The sequence below is a fragment of the Micromonospora sp. NPDC004540 genome, from assembly GCF_040610095.1.
Lineage (GTDB): Bacteria > Actinomycetota > Actinomycetes > Mycobacteriales > Micromonosporaceae > Micromonospora.
The window spans coordinates 13,676-32,779 of sequence record NZ_JBEXLR010000038.1 but is presented as its reverse complement, the minus strand read 5'-3'; the positions used below and the strand labels follow the sequence as shown (position 1 = coordinate 32,779).

At 75.5% G+C, this 19,104-nt stretch carries 15 protein-coding genes and 1 riboswitch; of the genes, 10 read left to right on the top strand and 5 right to left on the bottom strand.

Features of this window, described 5'->3' with window-relative positions; genetic code table 11:
• Positions 1-31: 31 nt before the first annotated feature.
• Both ABZV78_RS15310 and ABZV78_RS15305 read left to right on the top strand, forming a co-directional pair.
• A complete protein-coding gene (locus ABZV78_RS15310; RefSeq protein ID WP_355638947.1) occupies positions 32-1,720 on the top strand; it encodes a ribonuclease J in 1,689 nt (562 codons plus the stop codon).
• Positions 1,721-1,905: 185 nt separating this feature from the next.
• Positions 1,906-3,468: a S1 family peptidase gene (locus ABZV78_RS15305; protein ID WP_355638945.1), complete on the top strand. Its 1,563-nt coding sequence runs from the start codon at positions 1,906-1,908 to the stop codon at positions 3,466-3,468.
• A gap of 85 nt (positions 3,469-3,553) precedes the next feature.
• Here ABZV78_RS15305 and ABZV78_RS15300 read toward each other — a convergent pair whose 3' ends face one another.
• Positions 3,554-5,131: a YbjN domain-containing protein gene (locus tag ABZV78_RS15300; protein ID WP_355638943.1), complete on the bottom strand. Its 1,578-nt coding sequence runs from the start codon at positions 5,129-5,131 to the stop codon at positions 3,554-3,556.
• Positions 5,128-5,607: a YbjN domain-containing protein gene (locus ABZV78_RS15295; protein ID WP_355638941.1), complete on the bottom strand. Its 480-nt coding sequence runs from the start codon at positions 5,605-5,607 to the stop codon at positions 5,128-5,130. Before ABZV78_RS15295 ends, ABZV78_RS15300 begins: the two co-directional genes overlap by 4 nt.
• A 113-nt stretch (positions 5,608-5,720) precedes the next feature.
• Here ABZV78_RS15295 and ABZV78_RS15290 point away from each other — a divergent pair, with 113 nt between their 5' ends.
• Positions 5,721-8,165: a DNA translocase FtsK 4TM domain-containing protein gene (locus tag ABZV78_RS15290; RefSeq protein WP_355638939.1), complete on the top strand. Its 2,445-nt coding sequence runs from the start codon at positions 5,721-5,723 to the stop codon at positions 8,163-8,165.
• 59 nt (positions 8,166-8,224) lie between these two features.
• On the opposite strand, the gene ABZV78_RS15285 is transcribed toward ABZV78_RS15290, so the two are convergent.
• Entirely contained in the window at positions 8,225-8,470 is a 246-nt protein-coding gene (locus tag ABZV78_RS15285) for a hypothetical protein (protein ID WP_355343980.1), read from the bottom strand.
• 94 nt (positions 8,471-8,564) lie between these two features.
• A complete protein-coding gene (locus ABZV78_RS15280; protein WP_355638937.1) occupies positions 8,565-8,879 on the bottom strand; it encodes an SMR family transporter in 315 nt (104 codons plus the stop codon).
• 53 nt (positions 8,880-8,932) lie between these two features.
• Positions 8,933-8,996: riboswitch (guanidine-III (ykkC-III) riboswitch) on the bottom strand.
• A 96-nt stretch (positions 8,997-9,092) separates the two neighbouring features.
• On the opposite strand from ABZV78_RS15280, the gene ABZV78_RS15275 reads away from it, so the two are divergent.
• From ABZV78_RS15275 to ABZV78_RS15245, 7 genes are all read left to right on the top strand, one after another.
• Positions 9,093-10,016: an ornithine cyclodeaminase family protein gene (locus ABZV78_RS15275; RefSeq protein WP_355638936.1), complete on the top strand. Its 924-nt coding sequence runs from the start codon at positions 9,093-9,095 to the stop codon at positions 10,014-10,016.
• A gap of 79 nt (positions 10,017-10,095) precedes the next feature.
• A complete protein-coding gene (gene rimO, locus ABZV78_RS15270) occupies positions 10,096-11,646 on the top strand; it encodes a 30S ribosomal protein S12 methylthiotransferase RimO (RefSeq protein WP_355638934.1) in 1,551 nt (516 codons plus the stop codon).
• A 47-nt stretch (positions 11,647-11,693) separates the two neighbouring features.
• Positions 11,694-12,275 carry a CDP-diacylglycerol--glycerol-3-phosphate 3-phosphatidyltransferase gene (pgsA, locus tag ABZV78_RS15265; RefSeq protein ID WP_355638932.1) on the top strand — a complete coding sequence of 194 codons (582 nt, stop codon included), beginning with the start codon at positions 11,694-11,696 and terminating at the stop codon, positions 12,273-12,275.
• A 98-nt stretch (positions 12,276-12,373) separates the two neighbouring features.
• On the top strand, positions 12,374-12,946 hold the full coding sequence (locus ABZV78_RS15260; RefSeq protein WP_355638930.1) for a CinA family protein: 573 nt from the start codon (positions 12,374-12,376) through the stop codon (positions 12,944-12,946).
• Positions 12,947-13,173: 227 nt separating this feature from the next.
• Positions 13,174-13,623, top strand: coding sequence for a helix-turn-helix transcriptional regulator (locus ABZV78_RS15255; RefSeq protein WP_355638929.1), 450 nt, complete (start codon positions 13,174-13,176; stop codon positions 13,621-13,623).
• A gap of 166 nt (positions 13,624-13,789) precedes the next feature.
• Entirely contained in the window at positions 13,790-14,641 is an 852-nt protein-coding gene (locus ABZV78_RS15250) for a PspA/IM30 family protein (RefSeq protein ID WP_355638927.1), read from the top strand.
• Positions 14,642-14,657: 16 nt separating this feature from the next.
• The gene (locus tag ABZV78_RS15245; protein WP_355638925.1) at positions 14,658-15,437 is read left to right on the top strand and encodes a hypothetical protein; all 780 of its coding nucleotides are present in this window, start codon (positions 14,658-14,660) and stop codon (positions 15,435-15,437) included.
• Between the two features lie 19 nt (positions 15,438-15,456).
• Here ABZV78_RS15245 and ABZV78_RS15240 read toward each other — a convergent pair whose 3' ends face one another.
• Positions 15,457-19,068 carry a multicopper oxidase domain-containing protein gene (locus ABZV78_RS15240; protein ID WP_355638923.1) on the bottom strand — a complete coding sequence of 1,204 codons (3,612 nt, stop codon included), beginning with the start codon at positions 19,066-19,068 and terminating at the stop codon, positions 15,457-15,459.
• Positions 19,069-19,104 lie beyond the last annotated feature (36 nt).

The following is a 19,104-nucleotide window of genomic DNA, read 5'->3' as shown; positions in this document are numbered from 1 at the left end:
CGCGCGACGGCGTCGCAGAATGAGGTGACGCGTGACCGAGGCGCACATCGAGGGTGAGCTGCCCCCGCCGCTGCCGGAGGGCGGCCTGCGGATCATCCCGCTCGGCGGACTCGGCGCCATCGGCCGGAACATGACGGTCTTCGAGTACGACGGCAAGCTGCTGATCGTCGACTGCGGGGTGCTCTTCCCCGACGTCGAGCAGCCGGGCGTGGATCTGATCCTGCCCGACTTCGGCCCGATCCTGGACCGGCTCGGCGACGTGCAGGCGATCGTGCTCACCCACGGCCACGAGGACCACATCGGCGCGGTGCCGTACCTGCTCGCCCACAAGCCGGACATCCCGCTGGTCGGCTCGCAGTTCACCCTGGCCCTGGTCGAGGCGAAGCTGGCCGAGCGGCGGATCCAGCCGTACACGCTGACCGTCGCCGAGGGGCGGCGCGAGCGGCTCGGCCCGTTCGAGTGCGAGTTCTTCGCGGTGAACCACTCGATCCCCGACGCGCTCGCGGTGGCCATCCGCACCGGCGCGGGCCTGGTGCTGCACACCGGCGACTTCAAGATGGACCAGCTTCCGCTGGACGGCCGGATCACCGACCTGGCCGGCTTCGCCCGGCTCGGCGCCGAGGGCGTGGACCTGCTGCTCTCCGACTCGACCAACGCGGAGATCCCCGGCTTCGTCACCCCGGAGCGGGAGATCGGGCCGGTGCTCGACTCGATCTTCGCCAAGGCGCGCGGCCGGATCATCGTCGCCTCGTTCGCCTCGCACGTGCACCGGGTGCAGCAGGTCTTCGACTCGGCGATCGAGCACGGCCGCAAGGTGGCGCTGATCGGCCGGTCCATGGTGCGCAACATGGGCATCGCCCGCGACCTGGGCCTGCTCAACATCCCGCCGGGCCTGGTGGTCGGGCTTGAGGAGGCCACCACGCTGCCGCCCGAGCAGATCGTGCTGATGTCCACCGGCTCGCAGGGCGAACCGATGAGCGCCCTGGGCCGGATGGCCAGCGGCGACCACCGGCACATCACCATCGCCCCCGGCGACACCGTCGTGCTCGCGTCCTCGCTGGTGCCGGGCAACGAGACCTCGGTCTACCGGGTGATCAACCGGCTGGCCCGGGCCGGCGCGACCGTGATCCACAAGGACGTGGCCAAGGTGCACGTCTCCGGTCACGCACCCGCCGGCGAGCTGCTCTACCTGCTCAACGTCACCCGCCCGAGCAACCTCATGCCGGTGCACGGCGAGTGGCGGCACCTGCGGGCGCACGCCCGGCTCGGCATCGAGTCCGGCGTCGCGCCGGACCGGGTGGTGCTCTGCGAGGACGGCGACGTGGTCGACCTGGTCGACGGGCGCGCCAGCCTGGTCGGCCACGTGAAGAGCCGCTACGTCTACGTCGACGGCCTCGCTGTCGGCGACGTCAGCGAGTCACTGCTCACCGAGCGCCGGATCCTCGGCGACGGCGGCTTCATCGCCACCACCGTGGTGGTCGACTCGGTCACCGGCAAGGTGGTCGGCGGGCCGACCGTCTCGGCGAAGGGCTTCTCCGAAGACCCGGAGGCGTTCAACCCGGTGATCCCGCTGGTCACCGAGGCGCTGAACCGGGCCGCCGCGGACGGCATCACCGACCCGCACCAGCTCCAGCAGATCGTCCGGCGCACCGTCGGGCGCTGGGTCAACGACGCGTACCGCCGCCGGCCGATGATCGTGCCGACGGTCGTCGAGGTCTGACCGCCGGAAGCGCCGCACGCCGGTCCACCGTCCACGGTGGGCCGGCGTCGCCGTTCCCGGGTACGCCCCGGAGCGGCCCCGCCACGCTCCGCCGATCCTGACCCGTCGCGTTCAACCGATCGGCGTCCGTCTTCGTACTCCGCTCCGGCAGGCGTACCCCGCGCCGGCCGGGAGGAGCGTGGCGGATGGACCGCAGACGGATGACAGCCATCGGCGTACTGGTGGCGGCGGCGGGCACGGCGGCGGCGGTGACCCTGCCGTCGTTCGCCGGCGAGAACCCGACGGCCCGGCGGACCGCCCCGGTGGCGTCCGACGGCGTCGCGCCCGAGGTGCTGGACGCGCTGAGCCGCGACCTCTCGCTCACCCGCGACCAGGCGGCCCGGCGGCTGAAGACCGAGCGGTGGGCGTCGGGCACGGTCACGAAACTCCGTGGCGAGCTGGGCGCCGACTACGGCGGCAGCTGGCTCGCCGCCGACGGCACGACGCTCAACGTGGCGGTGGCCGATCCCGCGCGGGCGGCCCGGGTGACCGCCGCCGGCGCGGTGCCGAAGCCGGTCGACCGCGGGGTCGCCGAACTGGATTCGGTGAAGACCCGCCTCGACGCGGCCGGCGGCGACGCCAGCCCGGACGTCGCCGGCTGGTACGTCGACGTGCCCAGCAACTCGGTCGTGGTGGTCGCCCGGCCCGGAGCCGAGGCGGCCGGCCGCCGGTTCGCCGAGGCCAGCGGGGTGCCCGCGGGCTCGGTGCGGGTGCGGACCGCCGACGAGGCGCCCCGCCCGCTGTTCGACGTGCGGGGTGGCGACGCGTACTTCATCAACGACGCCGGCCGCTGCTCGGTCGGCTTCTCGGTGGTCGGTGGCTTCGTCACGGCCGGCCACTGCGGCCGGCCGGGGGACCGGACCACCGGCGCGAACCGGGTCGCCCAGGGCACGTTCGCCGCCTCGTCGTTCCCCGGCGACGACTGGGCCGTCGTCGAGGTCAACGGCCAGTGGACGCCGCAGGGGGTGGTGAACGACTTCAACGGCGGCACGGTGCCGGTGAACGGCTCCACCGAGGCCCCGGTCGGCGCCTCGGTGTGCCGCTCGGGCTCGACCACCGGCACCCGCTGCGGGGTGATCCAGGCCAGGAACGCCACGGTGAACTATCCGGAGGGGACGGTCACCGGCCTGACCCGCACGAACGTCTGCGCCGAGCCGGGCGACTCGGGCGGCGCGTGGCTCTCCGGCGACCAGGCGCAGGGGGTCACCTCCGGCGGTTCCGGCGACTGCACCCGGGGCGGGGTGACCTTCTTCCAGCCGGTCAACGAGATCCTCCAGCGCAACAACCTGACCCTGGTCACCGCGAACGACCAGGCCGCGCCCTCCGCGCCGCCGGCCGGGGGCGGGTCCACCGCGCCGCCGGCCAGCACCGCGCCGGCCACCCCGCCGGCCGGCGACGAGACCGCCTGCACCGGCCAGGTGAGCCGGACCGGCCGGATCGCCGCCGGGCGGGCACAGGTCCAGCCGGACGGCCGCTTCTTCCGGGTGTCCGGCGGCGCCCAGGAGGCGTGCGTCGCCGCACCGGCGGACGCCCGAGTGGTGCTGGAGCTGCAGCGCTTCACCGGCACCGCGTTCCGCACCGTGGCCCGCGCCGACAGCGACGGCGGGCTGGCCCGGCTGACCGCCGACACCCCGGCCGGCGCCTACCGCTACCGGGTGGTCGGGCTGGCCGGCGCCGGCGAGTACACCCTGGCGTTCTCCGCCCGCTGAGCCGCCGCCGGGTCGACCCCGGCGGCACCGGACCGCGGCCCCCGTCCACCACCGCCCGGTGGCCGGGGGCCGCGCCACGTCGGGCTCAGGGCAGCGCGGCGACCGCCTCGGCGAACGCGGCCCCGGTGCTGACCGCCGCGGTGACCAGCACGACGAGCTGCGCCGGCGCCACCCCGTACGCCAGGTCGGTGGTGATGTCGGCGGCCAGCAGCAGCGTCCCGTCGCCCGGGTCGTGCACGTACGCCGCCGGCAGCAGCCGGTCGTGGTTCCAGGCGTTGCAGAACGCGTACGCCTCGGCGCGGCGGTCGGCCGGCAGCCGGCGCAGGGCCACGGCCCGGGCGTGCAGCACCTCGCCCTGCTCACCGAGCCGGCGGAACTGGACCACGGCCTCGCCCCAGCGGCCCGCCACGGTGCCGTCCGGCTCCAGCAGGTACGCGTCGCCGCGCGCGTCGAGGGCGGCGGTGAGCAGCCGCAGGCTCAGCGGGGCGACCTCCTCCTCGCCGGGCGGCCCGGGCTCGGCCGGGGAGTCGCCGGGCTCCGCGTCGTCTTCGTCCGGCAGCGGCACCGGCTCGGCGAGCGGCCGCTCGGCCAGCCAGGAGGCGATCCGGCCGGACTGGTGGCCGGTGCCGTTGCGGGCGTCGAAGCTGCCGGCCAGTGCGGTGGCGAGGGCCTGGAGCTGGCCGCCGAGCGTCGCCACGTCCACCTCGGCGGCCGGCCGGGCCCCGTGCCCGGGGCGGTGGATCCGCCGTCCGCCGAGACCGGCCTCGACGGCCAGCCCGCAGAGCAGCGCCCCGGCCGCGGCGAACTCCATCGCGGACAGGTCGTCGGCCGGGTGGTCCAGCCGCGGCAGCTGCTCGGCCAGCACGTCCAGCCCGTGGGCCAGGTGCCCGCCCAGCGCGCAGAACCGCAGGTGCGCGGCGAGCTGCGGGAACGCCGCCCGCTCCCGGCGGTGCCGGCGGTACGCCCGCACGTGCGCCCGGGCGGCGCGCGCCGCCTCGCCGGTGCGCAGCCAGGGCAGCAGCCCCGCGGCGAGGGCCCGCTCCGGCTGGTCGGTGCAGCCCGGCTCACCGTCGAGCGCCGGCCCCAGTTCGGCCAGCGCGGCCGCCGGCTCGCCCCAGCCGGCCAGCAGCTCGGCCCGGCGGGCCGGGGCACAGCCGGCGCAGCCGGCCACCGGGTCGGACGGGTCGCCGGCGGACCAGCGGTCGTACTCGCGGCGGGCGGTCGGCTCGTCGCCGAGGTGGTCGGCGAGCCGGCAGCGCAGCTCGGCCACCGGCCCGGCCGCCGGGCCCAGCCGGTCGGCGAGGTCGTCCAACAGGGAGCGGGCCTGGTCCAGGGCCACCCGGGGGGTGCCGAAGAGCGCCTCCACGGCCTGCCGCTGGTGCCGCCGGAGCCGCTCGGCCCCGCCGGCCCCGTCGAGCAGCCCCGGCTGCCGGTCCACGGTGGCCACACACCGGCGTACCGGCTCCACCATCCGCCACCGCTCGCCCAGGTGCAGGTACGCCTCGATCAGCGCCAACCGCGCCGCCAGCCCGGTACGCGGGTCGCCGGTGGCGTCGGCCCGGGCGGCGATCCGTTCCAGCTCGGCGCAGCGGGCCTCGCCGTCGGGCAGGTCCCGGGCGTCGGCGAGCGCGTCGGCCAGCCCCCGGTCCCGGAAGGCGGTCACTGAACCGTCCCGCCGGGCAGGTCCGCCACGGCGGCGGCGAGCTGGCAGCCGGTGGTGACACCGCAGTCGACGAGCTGGTCGAGCTGGTGCGGGGTGACCCCGCGTTCCAGGTCGGTGGTCACCTCGCCGCACACCTGGGCCAGCCCGTCGTCGGCGACGTGCACGAACGCCTTGGGCCAGAGCCGGTCGTGGTTCCAGGTGTTGCAGAAGGCGTGCAGGTCGGGCACCTGCTCGATGTCGAACCGGTGTGCCGCGACGGTGCGTACCTGGAGCAGCTCCCCGGCGGCGCCCCGGCGGAAGAACCAGATGAGGCTCTCGCCCCAGCGGCCCACCAGGTCGCCGTCGGCGTCCGCGGCGATCGCGTACCCCCGGTTGGCCAGCACGGCGGCGATCAGCTCGCCGGTCAGCGGTCGCAGCGCCTGCGGGTGTCCGGCCAGGGGGCCGTCCGGACCGTCCTCGATCTCCGGCGACGCCATCAGGGCATCCCTTCTGAGGCGAATAACACAACGGGCGGCGGATCCGTGCCGCGACGCGCGGACACGACCCGGAAAAGCGGCGATCTGCCGGGTCCCGCCGTTACGGTGACTGTATGGCGGGCCGTACCTCTCAGGCGAGCCGGCGGCGCGGCGCGTCGCCGCGCGGGACCACGAACAGCCGTGCCCGCCAGCCGGCCAAGAAGACCACCCGGGCCAAGGCCCGGCGGCGCCCCGCGCCCGGGCCGAGCCCGGCGGCGTTCGCCGGTCGCGCGCTGGGTGCCCTGTGGATGGGGCTGGCGCACGGCGTGGGCTGGGCGTTCCGGGCCGCCGGCCGGCAGGCCGCGACCACCCGTGAGCTGGACCCGGAGCACCGTCGCGACGGCGCCGGGCTGCTCCTGTTCGGCCTGGCCATCCTCAGCGCGGTGGGCATCTGGTCCGGTGGCGCGGGGCCGGTGGGCCGGCACCTCGCGGACACCGCGCGTCTCTTCGTCGGCGCCATCGCCATCGTGCTGCCGGTGCTGCTGATGGTGGGCGCCTGGCGGCTGATGCGCACCCCGGCCGATCCCGCGCACCGCGGCCGCGGCCTGGTCGGCTGGGGCTCCATGCTGCTCGCCACGGCGGCCATGCTGCACATCGGACAGGACCCGGTCGACGAGGTCCAGCGCGACTACGCGGGTGGCCTGCTCGGCGCCGGTGTGGGCGACCTGCTCAAGTCCGCGGTCACCGCCTGGGTGGCCCTGCCGCTGCTGCTCCTGCTGCTGGTCTTCGGCCTGCTGGTGGTCACCGCGACCCCGATCAACAAGATCCCGGAGCGGCTCGGGCTGCGCGCGGCCCCGGTCCCGCCGCCCGACGCCGAGGAGGCCGAGGCCGAGGCGGCGGCGAAGCCCGCCCGCAAGCGGGCCGCCAAGCGCCTCCCGCCGCCGGTGGACCCGCTCGACCCGGACGACGACCTGGACGGCGTCGACCTCCAGGACACCCTGGTGCTGCCGCGCAAGAGGGTGCCGGCCAGCCGCAAGCCGGTCGAGCCGCCGGAGCACTCGCCGCTGCCCACCCGGGCCGAGCAGCTCGCGCTCACCGGGTTGGCCGGCGACTACACCCTGCCACCGGCCAACATGCTGGGCAGCGGGGCCGCGCCGAAGACCCGGAGCAAGGCCAACGACGAGGTGATCGCCGCGCTGACCGGCGTCTTCGAGCAGTTCGACGTGGACGCCGCGGTCACCGGCTTCACCCGGGGCCCGACGGTCACCCGCTACGAGGTCGAACTGGGGCCGGGCGTCAAGGTCGAGCGGATCACCCAGCTCTCCCGCAACATCGCCTACGCCGTGAAGTCGCCGGACGTGCGGATCCTCAGCCCGATCCCGGGCAAGAGCGCCGTCGGCGTGGAGATCCCGAACACCGACCCGGAGAACGTGTCCCTCGGCGACGTGCTCCGCTCGCGGGCCGCCACCAGCGACCACCACCCGATGGTGGTGGCGCTCGGCAAGGACATCGAGGGCGGCTACGTGGTGGCCAACCTGGCCAAGATGCCGCACATCCTGATCGCCGGCGCCACCGGCGCGGGCAAGTCGTCCTGCCTGAACTCGCTGCTGGTGTCGATCCTCACCCGGGCCACCCCGGACGAGGTGCGGCTGCTGCTCATCGACCCGAAGCGGGTCGAGATGACCGGCTACGAGGGCATCCCGCACCTGGTCACCCCGATCGTGACCAACCCCAAGAAGGCGGCCGACTCGCTGGAGTGGGTCGTCCGCGAGATGGACATGCGCTACGACGACCTCGCCGCCAACGGGGTTCGGCACATCGACGACTTCAACCGCAAGGTGCGCAACGGCGAGATCAAGGCCCCGCCGGGCAGCGAGCGCGAGATGCGGCCCTATCCCTACCTGCTGGTCATCGTGGACGAGCTGGCCGACCTCATGATGGTCGCGCCGCGCGACGTGGAGGACTCGGTCGTCCGGATCACCCAGCTCGCCCGGGCCGCCGGCATCCACCTGGTGCTGGCCACCCAGCGTCCCTCGGTGGACGTGGTCACCGGCCTGATCAAGGCGAACGTGCCGTCCCGGCTCGCCTTCGCCACCTCCTCGCTGGCCGACTCCCGGGTCATCCTCGACCAGCCCGGCGCGGAGAAGCTGCTCGGCCGCGGCGACGGGCTGTTCCTGCCGATGGGCGCGTCGAAGCCGGTCCGGATCCAGGGCGCCTGGGTGACCGAGCGCGAGATCCACGACGTGGTCAAGTTCTGCAAGGACCAGCGCGAGCCGGACTTCCGCCCGGACGTGCTGACCGTCGCGCAGGACAGCAAGAAGAAGATCGACGAGGACATCGGCGACGACCTGGACCTGCTCGTGCAGGCGGTGGAGCTGGTGGTCACCTCGCAGTTCGGCTCGACCTCGATGCTCCAGCGCAAGCTGCGGGTCGGCTTCGCCAAGGCGGGCCGGCTCATGGACCTCATGGAGACCCGGGGCGTGGTCGGCCCGTCCGAGGGGTCCAAGGCGCGCGACGTGCTGGTCAAGCCGGACGAGCTGGAGGAGGTCCTGGTCGGCCTCCGCGGCGCCGAGGACTGACCACCCGACAACGTCGAGGGCCCGCCGGTGCGTCCGGCGGGCCCTCGCACGTACGGGGGTCAGGAGTTGTAGATGGCGTAGCTGATGATCATGCCGATGACGGCGCCGACGACGCTGGCGGCGGCGGCGTACCAGCCGAGCGGCTTGTCGCCGAGCACCGCGCCGACGATGCCGAGCACCAGGCCGACCAGGCCGAACAGCGGCGGCAGGAAGAAGATCGCGATGACCGCGAAGACGAACGCGAGAATCGTGCAGACGCGCGCCGCGCTGCTGCGCGGGCGGGCGGTGGCGTGGATGTCGGCCATGATGTCCTCCGTAACGGTTCTCCTCGGGTGGGGCGAGGGAGAACTACCCGGATCGGCCCGCCGTCCAAACCGGACGTGCGGGCAGGTCGGAGGATCAGTGGAAGACCTTGAGGCCGACCACGCCGGCGACAACCAGCAGCAGGCAGGCGATCCGGGGCAGGTTGGTCGACTCGCCCAGCGCCACCATGCCGACCAGCGCGGTGCCGACCGCCCCGATGCCGACCCAGACCGCGTAGCCGGTGCCGACCGGGATGTCGCGCAGCGCGTACGCCAGGCCGGCCATGCTGGCGACCAGCGACACGACGAAGACCAGGGAGGGGAGCGGGCGGGTGAAGCCGGCGCTGCGGTCGAGGGCGATCGCCCACGCGGTCTCCAACAGTCCGGAGAGCACCAGCACGAGCCAGGCCATGGGTCACCTCTGACAGGACGGGCCCGGCCACCGGGGCCGGGACGGGCGGTCACGCGGGGCGTCTTGGCCTGACCGGGTACGCCCACCACTCGTCCGGGGCGGCGCGGGGCCGCCGAAGCCGACGCTAGCACCGCCGGGGCCGGCGGGCCGGCGCGGTGACGAACCCCACCATCGCTGGAGTTCACGCGAACTTCAGGTTGCACCATGGTCGGCATGACCGTGCTCTTCTCCGACGAGGACGTCGCCGCCGCCGTGGACGCCCCGCTCACCGTCGCCGCCATGCGGGACGCGCTGCTGGCCGCGTACGAGGGCCGGCTCATCGCCCCGCCCCGGGCGTCCGCCCCGCTCGGCGGCGGCCGGATGGTGCTCACTGCCGGGCACCTCACCGGCGAGTGGTACGGCTTTCGCTCGTACGACACCTTCGGGCGCCCGGAGAGCGGCCAGCTCGTGGTGCTGCACGACGCGACCACCGGGGCGGTACGCGCCATCGCCGTCGGCGAGGAGCTGGGCTCGCGGCGCACCGGGGGACTGGGCGGGGTTGCCGTGGCCGCGCTGGCCCGCCCCGACGCGGCCACCCTCGGCGTGGTCGGCTCCGGCCGCCAGGCGTGGACCCAGGTCTGGGCCGCCGCCGCGGTCCGCCCGCTGCGCGAGGTGACGGTGCACAGCCGCTCGGCGGCCCGCCGGGAGGCCTTCGCCGCCCGGGTCCGGGCCGAGTTGGGCGTGCCGGCCCGCGCCGTCGACTCGGCCGCCGCGGCGGTGCGCGACCGGGACCTGGTGGTGCTCGCCACCACCAGCACCACCCCGGTGCTGGCCGCCGCCGACCTCGCCCCGGGCACCCACGTCAACACCGTCGGCTTCAAGCAGGTCGACCGGCACGAGTTCGGGCCCGACCTGCTGGACGCCGCCGACCTGCTGGTCACCGACTCGCCCGCGCAGGCGGCCGCGTACGCCCCGCCGATGCTCGCCGCCGTCGAGCCGTACGCGAACCGGCTGCGCGACCTGGGCGCGGTGCTGGCCGGGGCGGTCCCCGGCCGGACCGGCGCGGACCAGATCTCGGTCTTCTGCTCCACCGGCCTGGCCGGCACGGAGGTCTTCCTGCTCGACCGCCTGGCCCGGGTCGGCGCGGCCGCCCGCTGAGCGGCCGGGCGGCGGTGTGAGCCGGCCGATGCCCCCGGCCCGCCGCCGTGGGGTTCCCGGCGCGGCCCGGTACCCTCGGATGGTGTCTGCCACCTCCCCTTCCTCCGACGACTCCGCCTCGGCGCGTCCGGCGCCGCGCCGCGACCTGGAGCCGTCGACCGACGGTCGTCGCGTCGCCCTGCTGACCCTGGGCTGCGCCCGTAACGAGGTCGACTCGGAGGAGTTGGCCGCCCGGCTGCACGCCGACGGCTGGCAGGTGACCACCGACGGCGAGGGCGCCGACGTGGTGGTCGTGAACACCTGCGGTTTCGTGGAGAAGGCCAAGCAGGACTCGATCCAGACGCTGCTGGCCGCCGCCGACACCGGCGCCAAGGTGGTCGCCGCCGGCTGCATGGCCGAGCGGTACGGCCGCGAGCTGGCCGACAGCCTCCCCGAGGCGCAGGCCGTGCTCAGCTTCGACGACTACCCGGACATCGCGGCCCGGCTGGGCGCGGTGGTGGCCGGCGAGGCGCTGGGCGCGCACACCCCGCGCGACCGGCGCGAGCTGCTGCCCCTCACCCCGGTGAAGCGCCGGGAGGCGGCGGTGTCGCTGCCCGGCCACGGCACCCCGACCCGGGTCGCCGCCGAGGCCGACGAGCACACCCCGGCGCACCTGCGGCAAGTGCTGCGGCACCGCCTCGACACGGGGCCGGTGGCCTCGCTCAAGCTGGCCAGCGGCTGCGACCGGCGCTGCGCGTTCTGCGCCATCCCGGCGTTCCGCGGGGCGTTCGTCTCGCGCACGCCGGACGAGCTGCTCGCCGAGGCGGAGTGGCTGGCCAAGACCGGCGTCCGCGAGCTGGTGCTGGTCAGCGAGAACTCCACCTCCTACGGCAAGGACCTGGGCGACCCCCGGGCGCTGGAGAAGCTGTTGCCGCAGCTCGCCGCGATCGACGGCATCGTGCGGGTGCGGGCCAGCTACCTCCAGCCGGCCGAGACCCGGCCCGGCCTGGTCGAGGTGATCGCCACCACGCCGGGCGTGGCCGCCTACTTCGACCTGTCGTTCCAGCACTCCAGCGAGCCGGTGCTGCGCCGGATGCGCCGGTTCGGCTCCACCGACCGGTTCCTGGAGCTGCTCGCCTCGGCCCGGGAGCTGGCCCCGGCGGCGGGCGCGCGGAGCAACTTCATCGTCGGCTTCCCCGGCGAGACCCGGCAGGACGTGGCCGAGCTGACCCGCTTCCTGACCGAGGCGCGCCTCGACGCGATCGGGGTGTTCGACTACAGCGACGAGGACGGCACCGAGGCCGCCGGCCTGCCCGGCAAGGTCTCCGCCGCGACGATCAAGCGGCGCTACGACAGGCTCGCCGCGCTCGCCGACGAGCTCTGCTCGCAGCGGGCCGAGGAGCGGCTCGGCTCGACGGTCGAGGTGCTGGTCGACTCGGTCGCCGACGGCGTGGTCGAGGGGCGGGCCGCCCACCAGGCGCCCGAGGTCGACGGCTCGACCACCCTGGTCGCCCCGCGGGGCGGCGGGGTGGACCTGACCGCGCTGCGCCCCGGCGACCTGGTCCGGGCCACGGTCACCGCGACCGAGGGTGTCGACCTGGTCGCCGTACCGGATGAGATGATCTCGGCGGCGCCCGGCGCGGCACGGTGACGACGGGCCCGGACAGAACGGGGAGGCCACGTGGGGCGGTGCCGGACATGACCGGAGCGGAGTCGACGGTGGCGGCCCCGGTGCCCCTGCTCAACGCGGCCAACGTGCTGACCGCGGTGCGGCTGGTGCTGGTCCCGGTCTTCGCGGTCACCGTGGTCGCCTCCGCGATGAGTCACGCCGGCTGGCGGATGGCGGCCTGCCTGATCTTCGTGGTCGCCTCGGCCACCGACCTGGTGGACGGCTGGATCGCCCGCCGGTTCGGGCTGGTCACGTCGCTCGGCAAGGTGGCCGACCCGATCGCCGACAAGGCGCTCACCGGCGCCGCCTTGGTGCTGCTCTCCTGGTACGACCGGCTGCCCTGGTGGGTGACCGTGGTCATCCTCGCCCGGGAACTGGGCATCACCGCGCTGCGGTTCTGGGTAATCCGGCAGGGCGTGATCGCGGCCAGCCGCGGCGGCAAGATCAAGACGGCGCTCCAGATCCTGGCGATCACCTGGTACCTCTGGCCGATGCCCGACGCGCTGGCCCCGGTGGGCCCCTGGATCATGGGCGCGGCCGTGGTGGTCACCGTGGTCACCGGCTTCGACTACATCGCCCAGGCCCTCCGCCTGCGTCGATCCACCCGTTGACCACGGCCGGCGCGGTGCCGCGCCGGGGATAGCCTCATGATCGGCGAATCCGTTCGCAGGATGAGTAGGTGGCGGCGGTGCGGGAAGAGAGGGCCGGCATGGAAACGGACGCGAAGCACGAGCGGCCTGCCGGCAGTCCGGCGGCCTCGGTGGTGCACAGCCTGCACGAGCGCAAGGAGACCCTGGCAACCGTCGAGTCGCTGACCGGCGGGCTGCTCTCCGCCGCGATCGTGGAGATCGCCGGGGTGAGCGGGATCTTCCGGGGCGGCCTGGTGGTCTACGCCACCGAGCTGAAGTCGGAGCTGGCCGGCGTGCCGGAGGACCTGCTGGCCGAGCGCGGGCCGGTCGATCCGGACGTGGCCGCCGCCCTCGCCGAGGGCGGGCGGCGGCGCTGCGGCGCCGACTGGGGGCTGGCCACCACCGGCGTGGCCGGGCCGGAGCCGCAGGACGGCAAGCCGGTCGGCCTGGTCTACGTCGCCGCGACCGGCCCCGGCGGCACCGAGGTGCGCGAGCTGCGCCTCGACGGTGGCCGGGACCACATCCGCTCGGCCGCGGTGATCGAGGCGCTGCGCCTGCTCGCCGAGCAGGTCCACGCCGCCGCCCAGGCCGACGAGGCGGAATCCGCGGACGAGGTGGAGGACGCCGACCGGGCGGGGGCCGGCCAGCGGTGAGCCGGCCCGCGACACGCCCGACCGCGGGCCTGCCGGCCGAGGGGCGCCGACCGGCCAGCGCGGCCGGTTCCGCAGGATTGGAGAGGCGGGGTGGGATGTCGTCGGAGCGGCCAACGGGTACGGTTGCGGGAAGGCTCCGGCGGACGACGCCGGCGCCGGGGCGGTCCGCCGCGCCCGGCGCCGCACGCCCGGCCGGAGATGGTGGTCCCGTATCAGGGGGAGGTGCGATGGTTCTGCTACGCCGGGTGATCGGTGACGCACTGCGGGCGCGCCGGCAGGGGCAGCACCGCACCCTCCGCGAGGTCTCCTCCGCCGCCAACGTGAGCCTCGGTTACCTCTCCGAGATCGAGCGCGGCCAGAAGGAACCCTCCAGCGAGCTGCTGGCCGCGATCTGCGACGCGCTCGGCGCCCGCCTCTCCGAGCTGCTCCGCGAGGTCAGCGACACCGTCGCGCTGGCCGAGCAGATGCCCGGGGTGCTGGTCCCGATGACCGAGGAGCCGGTCGAGCCGACGCCGGTGGCGCCGGCGGCCGTGCGCAAGGCGACCAACCGGGGGGTCCGTCAGGTCACCTCCGACGGCTCGGTGGCCGTCCAGGTCCGCCAGGACTCGCCGCTCAAGGCGACGCTGCGCAGCACCCGGGTCCGCCCCGCGGACCGCGACGTCGTCTGCGCCGCCTGATCCCGCCCGTCGCGTCATGGTCGCCGGTGGCGGCCGCGTCGTAGTGTTGATCAGGGTCGTACGGGTGCCGGGTTGGCGTCCGACTGGGACGATGGAGGCACACCGCGCGGCCCGCCGGTCGACCCCGGTCGAGGCGACGCGACGCTACTGAGGGGACAAGGCGGAGATGGCGAACCCGTTCGTCAAGGGTTGGAAATACCTGATGGCGCTCTTCGGCGCGAAGATCGACGAGCACGCCGACCCGAAGGTGCAGATCCAGCAGGCCATCGAGGAGGCCCAGCGGCAGCACCAGGCGCTGGTCCAGCAGGCGGCCGCGGTGATCGGCAACCAGCGCCAGCTGGAGATGAAGCTCTCCCGGCAGATGACCGAGGTCGAGCAGCTCCAGGCCAACGCCCGGCAGGCCCTGGTCCTGGCCGACCAGGCCCGGGGCCGCGGCGAGGAGACCGAGGCGGGGCGCTACGAGCAGTCCGCGCAGCTGCTCGCCAGCCAGCTGGTCTCCGCCGAGCAGGCCATGGAGGACCTCAAGACCCTGCACGACCAGGCGCTCGGCGCGGCCGCGCAGGCCCGCAAGGCGGTCGAGAACAACTCGATGATCCTCCAGCAGAAGCTGGCCGAGCGCACCAAGCTGCTGAGCCAGCTCGAGCAGGCCAAGATGCAGGAGACGGTGGCCCGCTCGCTGGAGTCGATGTCGGCGCTCACCGCGCCCGGCACCACCCCGTCGCTCAACGAGGTCCGGGACCGGATCGAGCGCCGCTACGCCGACGCGATGGGCCGGGCCGAACTGGCCGGCAACTCGGTCGAGGGCCGGATGCTGGAGATCCAGAAGGCGACCCTCGACTCGGCCGGATCGGCGAGACTGGAGCAGATCCGGTCGAGCATGGCCGGCGAGCAGCTCGGCGGCCGGCAGGAACGCCCCGGGGTGGAGCAGCCCGCCGACCCGGCGGCCGCCGCCCGGCTCGACGAGATCCGGGCCACCATGAGCCGGGAGCGCGGCACCGGGGAGAGCACCACGAGCTAGGGGACGGGGGAGACCGATGGTCGACGAGCGGGCGCGGCACTTCCGCCGGCTGCGCAGGTTGCGCCGGTCCGCGCGGCGCTGGAGCGTCCTGGCCGGCGGGCTGGGTGGCGCCGCCGCCGTGCTGACCCCGTACGCCGGGCTGGGCCTGCCCGACGCGGCCTGGGCCGGCGCCGCGGGCAGCGCGATCGCCGTCGCCGCCTGGCGCTGGGTCGACCTGCGCGTCCTCGCGGCCGTGCCGGCCCCGCCGGCCCTCGACCCGGCCGAGGCCGCCGCCCGCTCCCGGGCCCGGCTGGTCGCCGCCGTCGAGCGACTGCCCGTGGGCCCCGGCGTCCTGGCCGAGGTACGCCGGGTCCGCTCCCGCCTCGCGCTGCGCGGCACCACCGCCGCCGAGGCGTGGGCCCGCCTGGACCGGGCCGCGCTGACCCTGGCCGGGCTGGCCGGGCGGCTCACCGGGCTGGCCGAGCCGGCCGTCCGCGAGGCGGCCGAGGCCGACCGCTCCCTGCGCGACCTCGCCAACCGGGTGGCCGGCGTGGAACGCGCCCTCAAGCTCGCCCCGGCCGAGGCGCGCGGTTCGCTCGCCGAGGCGCACGCCACCCTGGTCGGGCAGCTGGAGAGCGGGGTGGCCGCCTACGAGCGGCTGGTGGTGGCCGCCGCCGGCTACGTGGCCGAGGACGCCCACCCGAGCAACCAGGACCCCTCGGCCACCCGCCTCACCGAGGCCACCGACCTGCTGCACGGCGTCGCCTCCGCCCTCGCCGAACTCCGCACCGCCCACACCCCCCTCCGCACCCCCTGACCCCTGCGCTCCTTCCCGGTCAGGCCGGGGTGGTGACCTGGGTGGGGGTGGTCCAGGGGGAGGTGCCGACGACGTTGGTCGAGCGGATCCGGTAGTGGTAGGTGACGCCCCGGGCGAGCCCGGTGTTGGTGAAGCCCCGGCCGGTGACGCTGAAGGTGGCCAGGTCGTGGGTGAAGGCGGCGTCGGTCGCGCGCTGCACCACGAAGCCGGCGCCCGTCCCGGTCGGCGTGCTGGCCGACCAGCTCAGGATCACCGTGGCGGTGTCCGGGGCGGGCGCGGTGGCCGTGGCCAGCACCCCGGTGGGGAGCCCGGGTCGGGGCGGGGTGGTCACCGTGGCCACCGTCGACCAGGGTGACGCCGCGCCCAGGTAGGTGGTGCGTACCCGGTAGTAGTAGGTGGTGTCCGGCGCGACCGCCGGGTCGAGGTGGGCCGCGCCGACGGCGATCGCGGTGGTGCCCGGCCCGCTGGTGAACGTCGGGTTGGTGGCCCGCTGCACGTCCACCCCGGTGGCGAAGGAGTGGTTGACCCAGCGCAGCGCGATCCGCAGCGGCGCGGCCGGCGGCACCGCGGCGACCAGCTTGCCCGGCGCGGCGAGCTGCACCGAGGCGGGGACGCTGTTCGACCAGGCCGAGCAGCTCACCGCGTTCTCGGCCCGGATCCGGTAGTGGTAGGTGATCCCGGGGGTGACGGTCGCGTCGGTGTACCGGGTGGCGGTGGCGGCCACGGTGATCTCGGTGAGCCCGGCCGTGAAGGCCGCGTCGGTGGCGCGTTGCAGGCGGTGGCTGGTGGCCGGTGGGCGGCTGCCGTTGCCGGTCCAGGCCAGCGCGATGGCCGGCAGCGCGGTGGCCGAGCCGGGCGCCGGGGTGGCGGTCAGCCCGGTCGGCGCCTTGGGCGCCACGCGCAGCACCAGCGGCCGGCTCATGCCCTGGTCGCGCAGCCCCGCAGAGCGGGTCTGCCAGCGGTACTCCCAGCCGAGGTTGACCAGCTGGTTGACCACCACGGCGGGCCGCCCGTCGACCGGGCTGACCGGGCTGGCGTCGAGCCGGGCGCCGGCCGGCCGGGTCGGGTCGAGCAGGCGTACGCTGTCGCCGATCTTGAAGGGCAGGCTGGGCGGGACGGGGCGCAGGGCGACGATCACGTCCTCCCGCGGGTTGACCCGGACGGTGTCCTTCCAACCCAGCTCGCCGGCGTCCGGCCGGCGGACCGTGCCGTCCCAGCCGACCCGGTTGACCAGTTGCACGTCGCAGCCCTCGATGTGCACCGGGTGGGTGCGGGGCGCGTCGCCGACGATCCGCCACAACTGGGTGCCGTCGGCCGGCGCGCCCACCGGCACGGTGGGGTCGGTCGCGTACAGCACCTCGGTGGCCGGGTCGACCGGGCCGAGCGGCAGGGTGGCCGGGGTCCGCGGCCCGGCGTTCGGGTGGCCGACCCCGAGCCGCCCCACCGCCCGGCCGTGCCGCGGCTCGAAGACCTGACCGACCGACTTCACGGCCAGCGGCAGGGTGACCGGGGCGACGGCCCCGGCCGGGGCGAAGGTGACCGAGGTGGCGTGCACCGGCACCAGCGTCTCGCCGGGTGTGCGGGTGCCGAAGGCCGCGTCGTAGGCCGGTTGCGGCACGATCGGCGGCGGCTGGCTCTCCGCGTACGCGCCGGGCAGCCGGTCGGCGAGCCGGTCCCGGTCGTACGGCGCGGCCGGGGTGCCGGTGACCCGGATCTGGAGCAGGGTGCGCGTGTTCGGGCCGTAGCCGGGGCGGGCGGCGGGGAGGCCGCCGGTGGCGGTGCGGTCCGGGGCGTCGGTGTGCTGGTCGTAGCGGGGGTCGAACCGGGGCAGCGGGGCCGGGCAGTCGTTGTAGAGGATCAGCGTGCTGCCCGGCGGGACGGTGGCGAAGTCCACCACCACGTCGGCCCGCTCGCCCGGGGCGAGCAGCAGGGTGTGCCCGTCCACGTTGAGCACCGTCGGATCCTGGCGGTCGTACCGGTAGCCGATCGGGCGGTTGGGCAGCACGACGGGGGCGGGCAGCAGGCCGCCCTCGTTGCCGATCTGGATCAGTTCCGGCCCGGCGGCGGCCGGATCGGGCACGCCGCCCTCGCGCCCGTCGACCGGCCAGTGCGCCGGCCGCCCGGCGGCCCGGGCCGCCTCGACCATCGGCACCTCGCCGGCGCGCGGGTCGCCGGGCGCGCCGCTCTCGGTCCACATCGGCTGGTCGGAGCGGGCCCGGTAGAGCTGGAGGTTGAGCGTCCGGTCCAGGCAGGCGTTGAGGATCCGGAACCGGTACGCCCGCGGCGTCACCTCCAGGTACGGGTAGGCGACCCCGTTGACCAGCGGGGTGTCCCCGTACGCCTCGGGCACGGCCGACGGGTGCGGCACGCCCGGGGCGAGCGGCGGCTCGTCCGGCTCGGCGACCGGGTCGTGGTGCGGATTCGGCACCGGGGCGACCCAGGGGCTGGCCCCGCCGTCCGGGTCGTGCGTCCACGGGCCGTAGTCCCAGCGGCCGGTCGGGTTGCCGCCGGTGCTCCGGTACGGGTTCTGCCGGGGCTGGTAGACGTGCGGGTGCCAGAGGCTGCCCTTGGCGCCCCAGCGGTCCCGGTCCCAAGTGGGGTCCTGGGCGGCGAGCTGGGCGTCGTCCGGGACGAAGGTCTTGTCCTCGATCACCAGGGGGAGCTGGTCGGCGGGGAGCACCCCGTCGTCGACCAGCCGCTCCTCGGCCGGGTCGATGAGCAGGTAGAGCGCGAGCTGCCCGGAGTAGACGGTGAGCCGGGACAGGCCGAGGGTGTTGTCGTGCAGCCACATGAGCCGGCCGCTCTGCTCGTTGGGGAAGTAGAGCGTGGTGGCGCCCGCGCCGGGCGGCGGCATGTCCGGTACCGGGGTCACCCCGACCCCGGTCGGGTACGGGGTGATCTCGCCGGCCGGGGTGACCCACCGCCACGGGTTGCCCGCGCTGATCCACGCGGTCTGCGCCCCGGCCAGGTGCGGTACCGCCCGGTTCCCCGGGTACGGGGCGGGCCCGTCCAGCGGGCCGGTCCCGGCCCCGTCGACCGTCTCGTCGAGCGGCAGGAAGAGCTCGCCGGCCCGGCCGGTGGGAAGCTGGTTGATGAACTTGATCCGGACCGGCCGGCCGCGCCGGGCGACGATCATCGGGCCGAGGTGCCAGGGCCGGTCGGGCGGGCCGACCGTGTTGTGGCCGGCCGCGTCGGTGCCCAGGTTGAGCTGGCGGTAGCCGCGCAGCCGGGTGGCCGGCAGGTCGCGGTGCAGGCGTTGCGCGTACTCCTGGAGGCCGATCTCGTAGTAGTCGCAGCCCGGCCAGGTGATCGTGTCGGGCACCGCGACGGGCAGGCGGGCGCCCAGCCCGGCGGTGGCCAGCGGGCCGGGCACCGGCAGCGGGTCGACGAACTTGCGGATGCCGGTGCCGGGCACGGGCCGGCCGTCCCGGTCGAGCGCGGGCAGCGGGCTGGCGGCGAAGTTCGGCACCGGGCCGAAGCAGCGCGGCACGGCGGCCGGGTCGAGGCTGGCCGGGGTGGGCCCGGTCTCCTCCTCGGCGGCGCGGGCGGCGGGCACCGTCGGGGCGTGGTCCTCTGCGGTCCGGGCGAACCGGTCCGTCCATCCCGGCCGGAGTCTGCGGAACAGCACCATGGCTCTCCCCGGGGTCGGGGCGCGCCCGCCGTCACC

Bases quoted from the DNA above. Each gene is read 5' to 3' on its own strand.
- ABZV78_RS15250 (WP_355638927.1), top strand. From the start codon at position 13,790: ATGGCGAACCCGTTCGTCAAGGGTTGGAAATACCTGATGGCGCTCTTC.
- ABZV78_RS15285 (WP_355343980.1), bottom strand. From the start codon at position 8,470: ATGGCCGACATCCACGCCACCGCCCGCCCGCGCAGCAGCGCGGCGCGC.
- rimO (WP_355638934.1), top strand. From the start codon at position 10,096: ATGGTGTCTGCCACCTCCCCTTCCTCCGACGACTCCGCCTCGGCGCGT.
- ABZV78_RS15305 (WP_355638945.1), top strand. From the start codon at position 1,906: ATGGACCGCAGACGGATGACAGCCATCGGCGTACTGGTGGCGGCGGCG.
- ABZV78_RS15255 (WP_355638929.1), top strand. From the start codon at position 13,174: ATGGTTCTGCTACGCCGGGTGATCGGTGACGCACTGCGGGCGCGCCGG.
- ABZV78_RS15295 (WP_355638941.1), bottom strand. From the start codon at position 5,607: ATGGCGTCGCCGGAGATCGAGGACGGTCCGGACGGCCCCCTGGCCGGA.
- ABZV78_RS15290 (WP_355638939.1), top strand. From the start codon at position 5,721: ATGGCGGGCCGTACCTCTCAGGCGAGCCGGCGGCGCGGCGCGTCGCCG.
- ABZV78_RS15260 (WP_355638930.1), top strand. From the start codon at position 12,374: ATGGAAACGGACGCGAAGCACGAGCGGCCTGCCGGCAGTCCGGCGGCC.
- pgsA (WP_355638932.1), top strand. From the start codon at position 11,694: ATGACCGGAGCGGAGTCGACGGTGGCGGCCCCGGTGCCCCTGCTCAAC.
- ABZV78_RS15245 (WP_355638925.1), top strand. From the start codon at position 14,658: ATGGTCGACGAGCGGGCGCGGCACTTCCGCCGGCTGCGCAGGTTGCGC.
- ABZV78_RS15275 (WP_355638936.1), top strand. From the start codon at position 9,093: ATGACCGTGCTCTTCTCCGACGAGGACGTCGCCGCCGCCGTGGACGCC.
- ABZV78_RS15280 (WP_355638937.1), bottom strand. From the start codon at position 8,879: ATGGCCTGGCTCGTGCTGGTGCTCTCCGGACTGTTGGAGACCGCGTGG.
- ABZV78_RS15240 (WP_355638923.1), bottom strand. From the start codon at position 19,068: ATGGTGCTGTTCCGCAGACTCCGGCCGGGATGGACGGACCGGTTCGCC.